Origin of the sequence: Pleomorphovibrio marinus (genome assembly GCF_003347495.1) — a bacterium.
GTDB lineage: Bacteria > Bacteroidota > Bacteroidia > Cytophagales > Cyclobacteriaceae > Pleomorphovibrio > Pleomorphovibrio marinus.
The window spans coordinates 363170-379788 of record NZ_QCXY01000002.1 but is presented as its reverse complement, the minus strand read 5'-3'; the positions used below and the strand labels follow the sequence as shown (position 1 = coordinate 379788).

At 42.7% G+C, this 16619-nt stretch carries 12 protein-coding genes; 4 read left to right on the top strand and 8 right to left on the bottom strand.

Features of this window, described 5'->3' with window-relative positions; all coding sequences use genetic code 11:
• Positions 1-17 precede the first annotated feature (17 nt).
• From DB520_RS07585 to recQ, 4 genes are all read right to left on the bottom strand, one after another.
• Complete coding sequence (locus tag DB520_RS07585; protein WP_157971974.1) at positions 18-446, bottom strand: gliding motility lipoprotein GldH; 429 nt, start codon at positions 444-446, stop codon at positions 18-20.
• A 40-nt stretch (positions 447-486) separates the two neighbouring features.
• Positions 487-1785 carry a PSP1 domain-containing protein gene (locus DB520_RS07580; RefSeq protein WP_114749087.1) on the bottom strand — a complete coding sequence of 433 codons (1299 nt, stop codon included), beginning with the start codon at positions 1783-1785 and terminating at the stop codon, positions 487-489.
• A gap of 117 nt (positions 1786-1902) precedes the next feature.
• On the bottom strand, positions 1903-3219 hold the full coding sequence (gene purD, locus DB520_RS07575) for a phosphoribosylamine--glycine ligase (protein ID WP_114749086.1): 1317 nt from the start codon (positions 3217-3219) through the stop codon (positions 1903-1905).
• A gap of 17 nt (positions 3220-3236) precedes the next feature.
• Positions 3237-5414, bottom strand: a complete 2178-nt coding sequence (gene recQ / locus DB520_RS07570; protein WP_114749085.1) for a DNA helicase RecQ — start codon at positions 5412-5414, stop codon at positions 3237-3239.
• A gap of 99 nt (positions 5415-5513) precedes the next feature.
• On the opposite strand from recQ, the gene DB520_RS07565 reads away from it, so the two are divergent.
• Entirely contained in the window at positions 5514-6482 is a 969-nt protein-coding gene (locus DB520_RS07565; protein WP_114749084.1) for a KpsF/GutQ family sugar-phosphate isomerase, read from the top strand.
• A 3-nt stretch (positions 6483-6485) separates the two neighbouring features.
• The gene (locus DB520_RS07560; RefSeq protein ID WP_114749083.1) at positions 6486-7559 is read left to right on the top strand and encodes a mannose-1-phosphate guanylyltransferase; all 1074 of its coding nucleotides are present in this window, start codon (positions 6486-6488) and stop codon (positions 7557-7559) included.
• 11 nt (positions 7560-7570) lie between these two features.
• Here DB520_RS07560 and rmuC read toward each other — a convergent pair whose 3' ends face one another.
• From rmuC to DB520_RS07545, 3 genes are read right to left on the bottom strand one after another with little or no spacing between them, the layout of a single operon-like run.
• Positions 7571-8833, bottom strand: a complete 1263-nt coding sequence (gene rmuC / locus DB520_RS07555; protein WP_114749082.1) for a DNA recombination protein RmuC — start codon at positions 8831-8833, stop codon at positions 7571-7573.
• 3 nt (positions 8834-8836) lie between these two features.
• Positions 8837-9619 (bottom strand): 23S rRNA (guanosine(2251)-2'-O)-methyltransferase RlmB, encoded by a 783-nt coding sequence (rlmB, locus tag DB520_RS07550; protein WP_114749081.1) that lies wholly within the window; start codon positions 9617-9619, stop codon positions 8837-8839.
• A complete protein-coding gene (locus tag DB520_RS07545; RefSeq protein ID WP_114749080.1) occupies positions 9592-10815 on the bottom strand; it encodes a GWxTD domain-containing protein in 1224 nt (407 codons plus the stop codon). Before DB520_RS07545 ends, rlmB begins: the two co-directional genes overlap by 28 nt.
• Positions 10816-10889: 74 nt before the next feature.
• Between DB520_RS07545 and DB520_RS07540 the strand changes: the two genes are divergently transcribed.
• Positions 10890-11663 (top strand): class I SAM-dependent methyltransferase, encoded by a 774-nt coding sequence (locus DB520_RS07540; RefSeq protein ID WP_114749079.1) that lies wholly within the window; start codon positions 10890-10892, stop codon positions 11661-11663.
• A 50-nt stretch (positions 11664-11713) separates the two neighbouring features.
• Here DB520_RS07540 and DB520_RS07535 read toward each other — a convergent pair whose 3' ends face one another.
• Positions 11714-14689, bottom strand: a complete 2976-nt coding sequence (locus DB520_RS07535; protein ID WP_114749078.1) for a glycosyltransferase family 117 protein — start codon at positions 14687-14689, stop codon at positions 11714-11716.
• Between the two features lie 406 nt (positions 14690-15095).
• On the opposite strand from DB520_RS07535, the gene DB520_RS07530 reads away from it, so the two are divergent.
• Positions 15096-16286 carry an NAD(P)-dependent oxidoreductase gene (locus tag DB520_RS07530; protein WP_114749077.1) on the top strand — a complete coding sequence of 397 codons (1191 nt, stop codon included), beginning with the start codon at positions 15096-15098 and terminating at the stop codon, positions 16284-16286.
• Positions 16287-16619 lie beyond the last annotated feature (333 nt).

Here is a 16619-nt window from a genome sequence, read left to right as displayed (position 1 = left end):
ACACATCCTCCTTAAACCTATTCTTTCAGCAGTTTCAATCCGACAGAGGTCACCCCATCCAAGGATTCCTCTCTCATATAATGAATCAATGATGCTTTTGAGGGAACCGTTAGGGTATCAAAAACCACTTGCAATGTGTCAAATTTGGTATAGCTTTTCCCAAATCCCCCTCCGAGGGGCTTTCCTGTTTTGGGGTCAAAAAGGGACAGGTTTATCAAAGAATCGAATTGAACTTGCCCCAGGCTATCGGAAAAAATATACCGCAGATACAGATTGTGATAATCGTATTCATCTGAATACTTAAGACCAACCAGGGCCATACTGGGAAATCCTCTCCTATCGTCAAAAGCAAACTCTAAAGTATCTGAAACATGCCAGGTTCCTCCTTGCAGTTCATGGTGAAACTCATAAACCCTTTGGGGCTCACATGCCATCGTCACACTCATTAATACAATAAGGAGGATTGACCATAGATTCCGTATTGCCTCAATTTGCATTGGAAGAACCACCTTGGTTTTGTGAGCCATTATTTTTGTTTCGCCTTTTCTTGTTGTTTCTCCTCTTTTTAGGGGTGTTCCCTTGGTTATTTCCTGGGTTTGTTCCTTGGTTTACTTGTCCCGAAGGCGGTTTTTGGGAAGAGGTGTGTTTTCTTCTTTGAGAGTTAGGCCTCCTACCCTTAGTGCCTTTATCTCCTTCCTTTGACTGTTGCTCCGGCTGATTTTTGCCAGGATTGGGATTAGTTTGTTGGGAAGGGTCAGTTCGCTTGTTTCTGGGCTTTCGCTTCTTTTTCCGTTTTGTCTGGCTAAACTTTTTATCCAAGATCTCCAGGTCTGCATTAGAATGACTTGAAGAGGATTCGTCGTCAAAGGCATTATCCTGCTTTAAGCTATGGGGCACCTCCCCAGCTTCATTCATTGCGATTATTTTCGCAACCCTTTCACAGTCAATACTATGCCAATTGTTATCCTCATTATAGCTAAACCACATAAGCTTTCGGAAAATATCCGTTTTCTGGAGTTTAGCCGATCCAGCATCTGTCAATAGTGGTTTGGATACTGTAGGTATGTCCTTCAAAGCAGCCATGTAACTGTCCAACTCATAATTTAAACAGCATTTTAGCCTTCCACACTGTCCGCTCAGCTTACTGGGGTTAAGGGATAGGTTTTGGTACCTTGCCGCCGAGGTAGTTACACTTTTGAAATCGTGGATCCATGTAGAACAGCAAAGCTCCCTTCCACAGACCCCTATTCCACCTAATCTGCCAGCCTCTTGTCTAAGGCTGATTTGTCTCATTTCTACCCTTATCTTGAATTCCGCTGCCAGTACCTTGATCAACTCCCTGAAATCAACCCTGTCATCGGCAGAGTAATAGAAAGTAGCTTTGGAGTTGTCAGCTTGATATTCAATATCTGACAACTTCATCTTTAGCCCTAATTCTTCGATGATCTGCTTACTTCGGTATAATGTAGGCAATTCCCTATTTTTGGCCTGTTCCCATTTTTCGATGTCCTTCTGAGTGGCCACCCGATAAATCTTCAGGATATTGTCGTCGTTTTTGATTTTGCGTTTTTGCATCTGCAATCTCACAAGTTCTCCCTGAAGGGACACATAGCCGATGTGATGTCCATTCGGAACATCCACCACTACAGGATCCCCTGTGGTGAGGGAAAGATAATCCACATTTCTAAAGTAGTCCTTTCTTCCTCCCTTGAACTTTATCTCTACGATATCGAATTTATCAACTTCCGGCAAGCCCATATGGGAAAGCCAGTCAAAAGCGTTCATTTTATTACAATCTGCTGTACCACAGGTGCCATTGTTTTGGCACCCACCAGAAGAATCGGTGGCGCAACTATTACATTCTGCCATAGTGTATATATATTTATGGGGGTTTCCCCCTCCTTATTGGTGAGAAGCATCGATTGTCAATTTAAGGATATCTTGCCCGATATCCCTTCTGAAATTCACAGCTTCCCAATGAATTTTGTCCACCCTATCGTATGCATTAGACAGTGCGGATTGAATGGTTTCTCCCTGGCCTGTAATACCCAATACCCTTCCTCCGTTAGTTAGAATCTCACCATTCTCCCCTTCCTTGGTTCCGGCATGGAAGACAACGGATAAACCAGTTTCTTGATTAGATGATGACAGCCCAATGATGGTTTTTCCTTTCTCATAGGAACCTGGGTAGCCTCCAGCTACCATCACCACGGTAGTTGAAACGAAATTATTGACCAAAAGCTTATATTCGTTAAGTGTTTTATTGCCCATATGACTAAGCAGCTCCACAAAGTCACTCTTGATCCTGGGCAGGACTGCTTGGGTTTCTGGGTCTCCCATCCGAACATTATATTCTATCACATAGGGGTCCCCTTCCCTATTCATCAAGCCTATAAACAGAAAGCCTCTATAATCTATACCCTCTTTCTTCAGACCACTCATCGTAGGCTTGACGATCCGGTTTTCCACCTTGCTCATAAAAGACTCATCGGCAAAAGGAACGGGCGAAACTGCACCCATACCCCCTGTATTTGGGCCAGTGTCGTTTTCACCTATGCGTTTGTAGTCCTTTGCCTCAGGAAGTATTACGTAATCATCCCCGTCTGTGGCCACAAAAACAGAAAGCTCTATGCCGACCAAAAATTCCTCGATTACCACCCTTGAGGAGGCTTCGCCAAATTTTTTGCCCAACAACATTTCTCCCAACTGCATTTTGGCATCTGCATGATTTGCGCAGATCAATACTCCCTTCCCGGCTGCCAGGCCATCTGCCTTTAGTACAATGGGGGGACTCTGGCTTTCAATAAATTTCAAACCATCCTCCAAGTTGTCCTTCGTAAACGTTTGGTATGCTGCAGTAGGGATACCATATTTTATCATGAATCCCTTAGAAAAGTCTTTACTCCCCTCTAACAAGGCCCCGTCTTTACCCGGCCCCACTAAGGGTATGGCTTTGGTCTCTGGAAATCCTTTAAGGTAATCCCTCAATCCTTTCACCAAAGGCTCTTCAGGGCCCACCACAATCAAGTCTATGTTTTGTCCAATACAAGTCGCTTTGATTCCTTCAAAATCAGTTATCGAGATATTCAGGTTTTTACCCAAACCAGCCGTGCCGGGATTCCCGGGTGCCACAAATAGCTGGTTGCAAAGATTGCTTTGGGAAATTTTCCACGCGAAGGCATGTTCCCTTCCCCCGCTTCCTATCAATAATATATTCATTGGTTTTATCGGCTTAATTAGTTTGCGTGATCTGAAATAAACTTGATTCTATACACTCTTACTTCCTCCTCTGAAAAATCCTCATCCTCCAGTTCAGCCATAGCCTCCTTAATTTGGTCAGATTCCGCACTCATGAAATAATCATGGAGGATTTCTTCCCTTTCGTCATCCATGATATTGTGAATGTAATAATTGATGTTGAGTTTTGTACCGCTGTAGATGATCTGCTCAATTTCATGAAGCATCTCAGCCATGCTAATATTTAGGTTGTTTGCAATCTCGTCCAGGTCAATTTTTCTGTCCACTTGTTGAATGATTGAAATTTTCAACTTTGACCTTGTGCCAGAAGATTTCACCACTACATCTGAGGCGGTGATAATGTCATTTTCTTCTACATAATTTTCGATTAACTTCAGAAATGGGGTTCCGAATTTGGACACCTTGCCCATTCCCACTCCGTTGATCTGTGCCAACTCCTCTCTGGTGGTGGGATAAACCGTTGCCATTTCCTCCAAGGATGGATCCTGAAAAATCACATAGGGTGGAAGGTTTTTGGCTTTGGCTACTTTTTTTCTTTCCGCCTTTAGCAGATCGAACAAGCGCTCGTCATAGGCTTTGCCCACATTGCCCATTTCCTCCGCAGAAACGCTTTCGGCCATTTCTTCAAAATTGTGGTTCTTACTTATCATGACGGGATAAGGTTTTTTGAAAAACTTCTCGCTTTCCTCGGACAGCAACAAGACACCGTAGCTTTCAATATCTTTCTCCAGAAAGCCATATATCATAGCTTGACGGATTACTGTCTTCCAGTGGGTTTCGTCTTTTTCTTCCCCCTTCTTATACATGGATAACTTGTCGTGCCCGTAGCTTTTTATATATTCATTTTCCACTCCACGCAGCAAATCCACTATATGGTCTAACCTAAAGCGTTGCTTTGTTTCCCTGACTGCCTCGATGATAAGAAGGATATCATCTTGTCCGTCAAAGCTTTCTTTGGTCTTTTTGCAATTATCGCAATAACCGCAATCCTTATCGAGTTTTTCCCCAAAATAATGGAGAAGAAACCTCCTGCGGCACACTGAACTTTCTGCATATGCTGCCATTTCTTGCAGCAGTACCTTGGCATTTTCCCTTTCGTTTACTGGCTTGTCCTTGTTGAACTTTTCAAGTTTGACAATATCCTCATACCTGTAAAACATCAGGCAATGTCCCTCAAGACCATCCCTGCCAGCTCTTCCGGTTTCCTGATAATAGCCTTCCAAGGATTTGGGCACATCGTAATGAATCACATACCTGACATCTGGCTTATCTATGCCCATTCCAAAAGCAATGGTGGCCACAATCACATCCACCTCCTCATTCAGGAAATCGTCCTGGTTTTTCACCCTCACATGCCCGTCTAGCCCAGCATGATACGGTGCTGCCTTGATCCCGTTAACCTGGAGAAGCCCAGCAATCTCCTCTACCTTCTTTCTGCTCAGGCAATAAATAATCCCGGATTTACCCTTATGGCCTTTAATATACTTAATGATTTCCTTTTTGGTATCATTTTTAATTTTTGGCCTTACCTCATAATATAGGTTAGAACGGTTAAATGAGGATTTAAACAGGTCCGCTTCCTCCATTTGGAGGTTCCGCTGAATGTCCTGTTGTACTTTTGGCGTGGCAGTAGCCGTAAGGGCGATCACGGGCAAACTGCCCCCCAACTGAGCGATGATGCTCTTTATCTTTCGATATTCAGGTCTGAAGTCGTGCCCCCACTCAGAGATGCAATGGGCTTCGTCAATGGCTACAAAACTTAGGTTGGCTTCCTTTAGGAATTGAACGTTTTCCTCTTTAGTGAGGGATTCGGGAGCCACGTAAAGCAACTTGGTCCTTGAGGAAAGCACCTCCGCCTTTACCTTATTGGTTTCTGATTTGCTCAAGGTAGAGTTCAAAAAGTGGGCATTTATCCCGTAGGAATTAAGTTGGTCCACCTGGTTCTTCATCAATGCAATAAGTGGTGAAATCACTATTGCTGTACCTTCCTTGGTAATGGCAGGCAGTTGGTAGCAGAGTGATTTCCCCGCACCCGTTGGCATAATGACGAATGTATTGTTTCCTTTCAGGATATTATCCACGATAGCTTCTTGGTTTCCCCTGAAATGGCTAAAACCAAAAATCCTTTTCAAATTATCTTTAACAACTGTATCCACTCCAAGAATAATTTAAGAACATACGCCGTACCCCTTGATTTAATCATGTACAATTTCTTTTCTACCTTTGTACAAATTTAATAATTAGGATCGGCAAAGTTGAAATTACAAAAAAATATTAAATCCACGGCAATAAAAGTCCTGCAAAACGAATCAGATGCAATAAAGAACCTTATTGGTTTTATAGATCATGATTTTGTCTCCTGCGTGGAGAATATCTTATCCAGCAAGGGGCGTGTGGTGGTGACAGGGATTGGGAAAAGCGCCATTATTGCCAATAAAATTGTGGCTACTCTAAATTCCACAGGTACTCCTTCTCTATTTCTACATGCCGCTGATGCAATTCATGGGGACTTAGGTATGATAAGAGAAGAAGATTTTGTAATATGCGTTTCGAAAAGTGGCAACACCCCAGAAATCAAAGTTTTGGTACCTCTCTTAAAAAATTTGGGGTCAAAACTTGCAGCATTAGTATCACAGAGGGAAAGTTTCTTGGCGCAACAGGCCGATTTTATTTTGTATGCAGGAATAACAGCTGAGGCATGCCCTAATAATCTCGCACCTACCACCAGTACCACCGTTCATATGGCCTTGGGTGATGCCCTAGCCATTTGCCTCCTGGAATGCAGGGGTTTTTCAGCGGTGGATTTTGCCAAGTTCCATCCGGGAGGATCCTTGGGTAAGCAGTTATACCTTAGGGTAGGAGATTTGACCGAAAGGCATGCTGTACCCATCGTGAAGGAAGAAAGTTCCTTGACCGAGGTAATCATGGAAATCAGCAGCAAACGACTGGGAGCCACTGCTGTGGTGGATAATGGGGGAATACTTATTGGGATTATTACGGATGGAGACCTTAGAAGAATGCTTGAAAAAGGGAACCCTCTGTCGGGAATAAAAGCCAAAGACATTATGAGCAACAACCCAAAATCCATCCCAGTGGATGAATTTGCAATAAGGGCTTTTAACTTGATGAAAACCCATAATATTACTCAACTTGTAGCCACTAAAGGAAAGGATATTGTTGGGTTTGTACACATCCATGATTTGATGAAAGAAGGAATCGTTTGAAAAATGAAGCAGCAACCGTACATTGTGATTTTGGCCGGCGGTTTAGGGATTAAATTTTGGCCACAAAGTAGATACAGTAAACCCAAACAGTTTTTAGACTTACTAGGAATTGGAAGAACACTACTCCAACTTACCTATGAAAGGTTTTTGGCCATTTATCCCAAGGAAAGGTTTTTGGTCGTCACCAACAAAAAGTACGTAGGGCTAGTAAAAGAACAGCTTCCGGAACTTAACTCCAACCAAATTTTGGTGGAACCCTTACGGAGAAATACCGCAGCCTCAATCGCACTAGCCAGTTATAAAATAAAAAAATTGGAGCCCGATGCAAAGGTGATAGTGTCGCCCTCCGATCAGCTGATTTTTAACGAAGCTGCATTTAATCAATCTATTGATCAGGCTCTCTTGGCTGCTGAATTAGAAAGCAGGCTACTTACCGTCGGAATAAGGCCCAACAGGCCGGACACTAGTTACGGGTACATCCAGTATGTGGAAAACCCCCAAACTCCTGCGCAAAAAGTAAAGACCTTTACTGAAAAACCAGGCATTGAATTAGCCCAAACTTTTATGGACAGCGGAGACTTCGTATGGAACTCCGGAATGTTTGCCTGGAAAAACACCAGCATTATCTCGGCAATTGAAAAACACCTCCCTGAATTGGCAGAAGTCTTTGAGGAGGGATCTGCTTATTTTTGTACTCCAGAGGAGGAAGAGTTTTTGAGAAAAGCATACAGCCTTATCAAAAACATTTCTATTGATCACGGAGTATTGGAAAAGTCGGATAGTGTGTATGTGATTTTGGGGGACTTTGGCTGGTCGGACTTGGGGTCCTGGCAAAATCTATATGACCATAAAAACAAGGATAAAAGAAAAAACGTGTTGGAGGCCAATGCCTTGCTATATGACTCGGAAAACTGCTTTGTACAGGTAGCTGAGGGAAAGCTGGTTGTGGTTCAAGGATTGAAAAACTACCTTATCTCCGAAAACGGAAATGTGCTCCTTATTTGTAAATTGAATGAAGAAGACCGTTTCCGGGAATTCCTTACAGATGCGAAAAAAAGGGGGGGAGAATTTATCTGATGGCAATATGTTTATTCTCCCTCAGGGGTATTGGTAGATACGTCTGCGTTACGGATCAATTTTTCCGGGATCTTGCTTCTGGCATTCACACCCAACTCCCTCAGCTGTTCTGTTTGCCTGATTAGGTTTCCACTTCCTGAATGGAGCTGTTTATGTGCCTTTGAATAGCTCTCTTGGGTTTTTTCTAGGTGTTTGCCTATTTCCTCCAGGCTGGAAACAAATGCAACGAACTTGTCATAAAGCCTACCCCCTCGATTGGCGATGTCCAGCGCATTCCTGTTTTGGTCGTCCCGAACCCAAAGGTCACTTATCAGCTTCAAGGCAGCGATGAGATTGCTGCTGCTAATCAATAACACCCTTTTTTTGTAGGCATATTCCCATAACTGACCATCAGATTGCAACGCTACCATATAGGCCGCCTCGATGGGGACAAACATGATCACAAAATCCAACACCTTGTCGTAGGCTTCGTATTGTTTGGAGGATAACTGATCCACATGCAGGCGAATGGCCTTGGTATGTTCTTCCAAAAATCTGGATTTTTCCTTTTCCGGTTCCGCATGGAAATAGCGTTCGTAAGCCAATAGGGAGATTTTGGAGTCCACAATCACCTTTCTGTCATCCGGGAAGTTAATGGTGATGTCCGGCTGCAACTTGCGGCCCTCTGGACCCAAAAGGTGATTGCCGGAATCATCCTTAAGGAATTCCTGAACAACATAGTGCCTACCCTTTTCCAAACCAGATTGTTGGAGAATGGTCTCAAGGATCGCCTCACCCCAATTCCCCCTTACTTTGGAATTTCCCCTGAGTGCCTCTGTAAGGTTTTTTGCCTCATCGCTAATTTGCCGGTTCAAAAGGGCCAACTCCTTGACCCTAGCTTCCAGGGAAAACCTCTCTTTTGATTCCTTGTCGTAGGTTTCTTCCACCCTCTGCTTAAATGCCACGATTTCTTTGCCCAGTGGAGCCAGAAGTCGCTCTATGTTTTGCTGGTTTTGGAGAGAAAACTTCTGGGATTTGTCCTCCAATATTCGATTGGCAAGATTCTCAAATTCCTTGGCAAACCCTTTTTTAACCTCTTCCAGTTCCTGTTTCTGGTAGTTTAATTTTTCTTTGAGGAATTTTACTTCCTTTTCAAGGGAAGCATTTTCAACCGCCAATTCCTGTAGTTGCTCCTGTTTTTCCTGAAGGGAATGCCCACACTGTCTTTGGCTGTAGACGGTCCATACCACCGAAATCACCAAAACCACTATGGAGAAGCCTAACAGGATCTCCATCACCTATTGGGTACTTATTCGTTGCCTTACCGCCTCGTATATGGAAACGGCAGCCGCTACGGACACATTCAGGCTTTCGATCTGACCATGAACGGGAATCTTCACAAATTCATCACTAACCCCAAGCAGCTCATTGGATATACCGTCTTCTTCTGATCCAAGAACAAGGACAGTGGGTACTGAAAAATCGGCGTGGAACAACTGCCGATCTGTTTTTTCGGTCACGCTCACCACATTTAATCCCATTTTCTTTAGGTCCAGAATGGTGTAATAAAGGTTTCTTACCCGGCAGATGGGCAGAAAGTTAAGGGCCCCAGCTGAGGTCTTTACTGCATCGGAATTGATTTGGGCACTACCTTTTTCTGGGATCACCAAGGCATGTACACCCGCCACCTCCGCAGTCCTAGCGATAGCACCAAAGTTCCTCACATCTGTGATCCTGTCCAGCATTAAGATCAATGGTGCAACTCCTTTAGAGAAGCACGCATCTATTACATTGTCCAATGAGGCATAACTGATGGCCGAGACATAGGCGATTACCCCCTGGTGATTTTTTCTTGTAATCCTGTTGAACTTTCCATCAGGCACTTTGCTGATGGGAACTCCCTTAGTCTTGGCAAGCTGTATGACCTCTTTGATCATCTCGTTATTTTGCTCCTTGTTCAGGAGTATCTTGTCAATTTCTTGATCTGCATTAAGCGCCTCAAGGACCGCCCTTATGCCAAATATAAAATCCTTTTGATGCTCCTTCTTGGAAATCAAAAAGCCATCTGTCCGTTTCTCCATGCCGTAATAGTTCTGAACCACTCCGGTTGATAGGACCTGGAGCGGTTTAAGGTGTAATAATTGGGGGTCAAAATGTTCTTAACCCTGGCAAAGGTAAAGGTAATTTTTGAATTCGGATCATTGCCCAAATAATTCCAGGTTTCCCTGTTCAAGTTAAAATAGACCTCCTGAGGGGGACCCATGATGATATATACCATGCCCCTGTCTGTGGCCCAACCGTCCTTAAAGTCAGTAAAAAGGATATTGGCAAATTCCACCTGCCTGAAGTACTCCTTGATAAGCTCCTTGGCCTTGTCCTCGTCCTTTGTCATCCTGATCCAATATTCATCCAAGGCGAGTTTTTTATTTTCTGCTTCCTGGAGCTTTTCGTGTTCCTGCCTGGTACTGATGTAGGTAACCATTTGCACCATTTCTTCCCAAGAGGAAACCCTTGGAAAGCTTTTCCCTGTAGTTTTCACCAGCAAGCCGCTATTCGAAGTAGTGTCGGCCTGTATAAAATAATAACCCCTTCTATCAAAAGCCTGGGGCACATTAATCAGAAAATCCCCCTCATATTCTACAGGAATCTCCCTGGCAACAGGGCCGGGCTTGGTCTCCATGGGTGGCAATGGCAATGGGAATTCCTGCGGATAAAAGAAATGGTGGAGATTTGTGACCGAATACCCCTTGAATAATAGCGATTCCTCCACATTTAGATAGGTTTGGTCGAAGGGGATTTCGTTACCATAATATGCCCCAAAACTCGGGATGTTCTCCACAAATGGGCTTATTAAATCCGCATGATAAACGTATTCATCACCTTGCCTGGAATCCTTGGCCCAAAAAACCACATAAGCTTCTTCTTGATCATTTGAAATTTCAACCTCTTCCTCAAAGTAAAAATGGCTGTCGGCATCCCGAACTAAAGTTTCTTCGTCAAGCGCGATGATCAATTCATCTGGTATTTCCTCCTGAAAGCTGCCCACAATCGCATAGGAAAATAAATAATCCTCAAAGCTTGCGTCTTCTTCAATCTTTTCCACAGTCATTTGCAGTTTAAATGACCTGTCTCCGGTTTTTATTGGGATCACCTTTGGGGCTATCCTGGAATAACGGGAATACCGAAGACTTTGGTTTAAGGATTGTAGATTGTTTTGCGCAAAAGCAGAAAAGCCTGTAAGGCACACCCATACCAGACTTATGATTTTTATTCTCATGTCAGACGTGTTTGTTTTTTTCATCGTTGGTTTTAAAAATAACCTTAATTTTGCTGAAAATAACAAAATTTTAAATGGCTACCTATACTACGGAAATTACTTCCGATAAGTTGATCAGTGACAACCCCATCCATCAACGTTTGCTAAAGGCTTACATTGCCGCCACTCCTTTTATAGAAGGGAAATTGCTGGAAATCGGATGCGGAGAAGGCAGGGGGGTGGAGATTTTGGCCCCTAAAGCGGAGTCCTACCTCGGATTGGATAAGATCCCGGAAATTGTGCGAAGACTTCAAGAAAAATATCCTCAATATCGGTTCCAACAGGCCATTATTCCTCCACTTCAAGGTTTACCCTCTTCCACCTATGATACTGTTGTGAGCTTTCAGGTCATCGAGCACATAGAAGAGGATGACCTTTTCTTGAATGAAATCCACAGGGTATTGAAACCAGGGGGGCAGGCCATCATTTCTACCCCGAACATTAAATATTCCCTTACCAGAAATCCCTGGCACATCCGGGAATACACACCGGAAGCACTAAAGCAACTATGTGAGGGCATTTTTACTTCTGTAGAAACCATGGGTATAGGTGGAAACAAAAAAGTTTGGTCTTACCACGATGCGAACCGGTTATCCGTCAGAAAGTTCACTAGATGGGATATATTTAACCTTCAATATAGGCTTCCCGCCACTTGGTTACGCTTTCCCTATGAAGTTTTGAACCGTATTAACAGAAACCTGCTGCATAAATCCCAAGGCAAAAACGTGACAGGCATCACGCATGAGGATTACCCACTTCTACAATCCCCGGAACAAGCCCTGGACCTATACTACATTCTTAAGAAGTAATAGGATGGAAAGCCGAAGGGTCATCATAAACCCTCCGGCAATCTATCTGTTCATCTCCTTTGGAGTCTAATTTGAGGGTTGGAACCGTCTCCAAATATCCTGTCAAATTCGTTCTGGATTCTTGACGCTAATTCATCATGCCCTCTTTCTCTTAGCAATGGAAGGAAATATTTGAGCATTTCTAGGGAAATACTGGCTTCCCTGTCTAAAGGACGGTCGGTTTGGTCATAATATTGAAGCATCTGAATGGACTTTTCCGACATCTTTTCGACAATGTCCAAAGCCTCTTCCTCCATTCCAAGCTCAAAGTACAGGGGAACGGACTGACCACTGGCTAAATCATAAGGAATAGCCTTATGGGGAAATTTCTCCAAACTCAAAAGAAGCACATTTCTTGCCCTCTCTTCATCTTCCTCGTCCAATAGTGCAATAGCTATACTATTAAGTACACTTCTGTGATTGGAGGTGAATCTTCTGTACTCATCATCAAAATAATTATTGGGATTGTCCATGCCCCGGTAGGCAAATTCTTCCATCACATTATGATATGCCAGGTCCGTATTTACCAACTCTTCTTGGTTTTCCGGTTTCTGAATCGGAAGTAGCCTATAAGTTAGACCTTCCATGACCACATGTTTGCTCAAGTCAAACCCTATGGTGGCAAGGGAGGTATTATTGAAGTAAATGGGTCTCTTCCAATCATTAGTGGCAATAAGATCCAACAACATCATGCTTCCTTTGGTAAGATAGGAGCCTTTTGGACGGATGGAAAGCTGCGGCACTATGAGGTCTTCAAACTGACCAGGTACTACCCCCAACGCAGTGACGGACTCCGTATCCACGTTTAGCACCAGATTCCTGGAAGGGACCGTGTTTATGGTTCCTGAGAAACTGGAGCTTAATTTCAACAAGTCACTGTCATCCCTCAACAGGTTGAGGTACTGCTTTAGAGGAAGGGATTCCAACCTGTCGGTCACATATAACACATCATTGGTTCCTTTCCTGTAATTCTCCTCCTGTAGGGTGAAATCCAAGGCAGGGGATTCATTCACAGGCCTAGCCATTTGGTTTACATACCAATCCGTATCAAAATAACTCAACACGATCACCCTTACATCCGTCCTGAAGCCCTCCACTTCCTGTACATACCAAAGGGGAAAGGTGTCGTTGTCCCCACCTGTGAATAAAATTGCGTTCTCCTCACAGGAGGCGAGAAAATTCCTAGCAGAATCCACGGAAAAAAACCGATTGCTTCGGTCGTGATCATCCCAGTTTTGGATAGCCATAATAGCGGGTACCGGAAAGGTGATCAAAGTGGCAATAGTCCCAGCAATAGCCAGGTTTTTGTTCAGTTTTGCCAGTTGATGAGCCAAACCTAATACCCCAAAACCAATCCAAATGGCAAATGCATAAAAGGATCCCACATAAATATAATCCCTCTCACGAGGTTCCACAGGCGGGGAATTTAAATAAAGCACCAGTACAGCCCCCATCATCAGAAAGAGCATAAGTGTTAGCCAAAAGGATTTTGGGTCGTATTTAGCCTGAAAGAAAATACCTATCAGCCCCAAAAAAAGCGGCAACATAAAATAATTGTTGTGGGCCTTGTTTTTCTTCAGGTATTCGGGAAAATCTGTTGAAATGGTTTTCCATAAAGTCAAGGCTGCGGCATCACTGTAATCACTTTCCCTGCCAGAGAAATTCCAAAGGAAATACCTCCAATACATATGCCCTAGTTGATGGTCAAACATGAAATAGATGTTATCGGCAAAAGTGGGCTTTTGTCCTTCCCGTAACCCCAGTTTAGACCTATAAATTTGCTTGTGTCTTTCCTGGGTGGAATATATCCTAGGCAATATGGTCGTTCTACTTGGATCATATTCATTTACAATCTGATAATCCACTATTTCATACCTATCCCTTCTTTTGGCATATACCGGTGCACCTTCCTTCTGGTCGATAACCTCCGCATCAAAATACTGTCCGTGGAGAAGTGGTCGGTATCCGTATTGTTCCCTTTTTAGATAACTCACAAAGCTGATAATATCTTTGGGATCATTCTCGTTGATCACCGGATCCGCATTTGCCCTGATCACAATCAAGGCATAAGATCCGTAGCCTATAAGTATAAAGGTAAGACATATTAAAATGGTGTTTAAAATCACCTTGCCATGATTTAGGGAATAAATAATAGCAGCTACCAGCCCTCCTAGGAAGAGTAGACTAAAGACAATGATTCCAGACCCAAAAGGTAGTCTCAGGCTATTGACAAAGAATATTTCCATGGATCCGGCAAGGCTAGGAAGGCCGGGGATAATAATGTTGTTAATGATTACCAACGCCACACCTCCAAGTAAAAAAGCCACTATACCCCCTTTGAGGTTGGGTTTTTTGTACTTCTTAAAATACACCACCAAAGCCAAGGCCGGCAGGGTAACCAAATTAAGCAAATGGACCCCTATGGAAAGACCGACGAGATAGGCGATAAAAACCATATATTGGTTTTCTTTCTTGACATCTGTGATTACATCCCATTTAAGAAATGCCCAAATTACAATCGCCGTAAAAAAGGAAGACATGGCATATACTTCAGCCTCTACCGCTGAAAACCAAAAGCTATCCGAATAGGTATAAGACAAAGCCCCAATTAAGGCCGAACCCATTAGTGCTATGGTGTGGCCTTTACTTTCCTTCCCCATCTCCAATGCCAATAACTTCCTTCCCAATAGGGTGATTGTCCAAAAAAGAAACAATATTGTAAGCGCAGAAAATAAAGCACTTCCAATATTCATCCAATAGGCTACCTGTAAGCCGTCCCCAAGGGCTAAGAAGCTGAACATCCTATACACTAATAAAAAGAAAGGTGCCCCTGGTGGGTGGGGAACTTGAAGTTTGTAAGCTACGGCGATAAATTCACCCGGATCCCAAAAACTAGCGGTATCCTCTGCGGTAACAGCGTAGGTGATAAAGGCGATAATAAAGACAAACCAGCCAGTAAGGTTATTTACCTTATTATAATTGAGCATTGGATTTTTATTTTAAAAAACGAAATTATAAAATTTAGGCACAATTTTCCGTTTTTTAACCATTTTTAAAACCTGTAGCTGCTCAACATCTACCCAGCCTATAAAACATTAAAATGGCTTCCGAAAAAAAAATCCTGCCCTAACAGCTAAAAACAAACTCCAATTCTTGGTGTGAATGAAAAAAATTTATTTTTAATTTTTCACTGTTATTAAATATATAATAATGAATTATTATAAAACACATTTTTTTATTCTTTTTTAATGAGATAAAAAAAATTTAAACGAAATCTAGATTATCATTGACATATTTTTTTTTGTATTTAAAATACATAAAAGTGTTTTTGAAAAATATTTTTTCCTATCTTTACAAAAGATATCGGAGAACATACATTTTTAACTTTAAGATATGAAAAACAACTTCGGAAAACTAATTAGAGTAGGGATAGTCGGGACCGGCGGAATTAGTAGGGGACTTGCAAAACTTTTGGCAAGAAGGCAAGATATGGTCATCTCCAAAATACTGACCAGAAGAAAAGGGTTTATTGAAGACTTGGGGGTAAGCCAAGAATATCTTACGAATGACCCGCATAGGGTAATTGAACTATCTGATGTGCTGGTAGTGAGCACAGGTGATCCTATTTATTCTACCAAAATCATTGAAATTGCGTTTAACTATGGAGTTCCAGTAGTGACCATGGATGCGGATACCCAGGTACTAACTGGGTCTTGGCTGTCCAAAAGAGGCGTGATAACTGAAGCCAATGGAGATCAGCCAGGGGTTTTGGCATCCTTGAACCAAGAAGTAATCCAGATGGGATTCAAACCCTTGGTATATGGCAACGTCAAAGGATTTCTTAACCAAAATCCTTCCCTAGAAGACATGCTTTACTGGGGTCAAAAGCAGGGATACAGCCTAAGTTCGGTGACTTCCTTCACCGATGGCACCAAACTCCAAATTGAACAGGTACTAGTTGCCAACGGTCTGGGTGTTGGAATTGCCCAGCAGGGATTGATAGGTTATGAAACTCATGATTTTCAGGAAGGTGCATTTGCTTTGGCAGAAAGAGCCGAAGAACTGGGCATGGTCATCAGTGATTACATCATTTCCAGGGAATCGCCTCCGGGTGTTTTCATCACTGCTACCCATCAAGAGGATTTGGCACCTGAATTAAGAACATATAAACTGGGAGACGGGCCTTATTATTTATTGTATAAGCCCACGCACCTATGTTTTTTCGAAATACCGGCAACAATTTTAAATTTATTGCATAGGGACGAGGTGCTCCTGGACAACGGAAGTGTTCCCCATGCAAGTGTTGCTACTATTGCAAAAAAGAAATTAGAGGCAGGATCAATGATTGACAAGGGAATAGGCAGCATGGAGGTTCGAGGAGAGGCAATTTCTATTGCCCAAGAACCAAATCATGTTCCTATTGGCTTAATGAGCGAGGTTTATATTAAAAGAGATATAGCGCCTGGCCAAATCATTACTTTTGACGATGTGGACATCCCTGACTCATTGGCTTACGATGCTTGGAAGGAAACGCTTAGAACTGGGGTTTCTCATTCAGACTACAAAGAGGTGGTTAAGAAGTAGAAGAGTAAGCTGTTAATTTTTTTGAATAATTGCCAATCAGGTCTATTTACCCGGGGTTCTTCGCGGAACCTCTGGGTAGATAGGCTTGTTTTTTTTACCAAGCAAGGCACAAAAAAACTTTGGTTTTGTTTTTGCATTATTTATACCAATGATTTTAAACAATTGTAAGACCTTAACCTTTTTATCCTTAGGTAAGACAGGAACTAAGTTTAGTGCTTTATGGTTTGGTCTTCGAATTTCAAAAATAAATTATGTCAAGGGGCGTTGAAATGTATCAACCCTTTTGCTGCGGTTTCATTTAATGAATAATAACTTAATGAGGAAGATTTGTTT

Coding starts and splice junctions, on each gene's coding strand:
- DB520_RS07540 (WP_114749079.1), top strand. CDS start 10,890: ATGGCTACCTATACTACGGAAATTACTTCCGATAAGTTGATCAGTGAC.
- DB520_RS07535 (WP_114749078.1), bottom strand. CDS start 14,689: ATGCTCAATTATAATAAGGTAAATAACCTTACTGGCTGGTTTGTCTTT.
- rlmB (WP_114749081.1), bottom strand. CDS start 9,619: ATGGAGAAACGGACAGATGGCTTTTTGATTTCCAAGAAGGAGCATCAA.
- rmuC (WP_114749082.1), bottom strand. CDS start 8,833: ATGGAGATCCTGTTAGGCTTCTCCATAGTGGTTTTGGTGATTTCGGTG.
- DB520_RS07560 (WP_114749083.1), top strand. CDS start 6,486: ATGAAGCAGCAACCGTACATTGTGATTTTGGCCGGCGGTTTAGGGATT.
- purD (WP_114749086.1), bottom strand. CDS start 3,219: ATGAATATATTATTGATAGGAAGCGGGGGAAGGGAACATGCCTTCGCG.
- DB520_RS07545 (WP_114749080.1), bottom strand. CDS start 10,815: ATGAGAATAAAAATCATAAGTCTGGTATGGGTGTGCCTTACAGGCTTT.
- DB520_RS07530 (WP_114749077.1), top strand. CDS start 15,096: ATGAAAAACAACTTCGGAAAACTAATTAGAGTAGGGATAGTCGGGACC.
- DB520_RS07585 (WP_157971974.1), bottom strand. CDS start 446: ATGAGTGTGACGATGGCATGTGAGCCCCAAAGGGTTTATGAGTTTCAC.
- DB520_RS07580 (WP_114749087.1), bottom strand. CDS start 1,785: ATGAACGCTTTTGACTGGCTTTCCCATATGGGCTTGCCGGAAGTTGAT.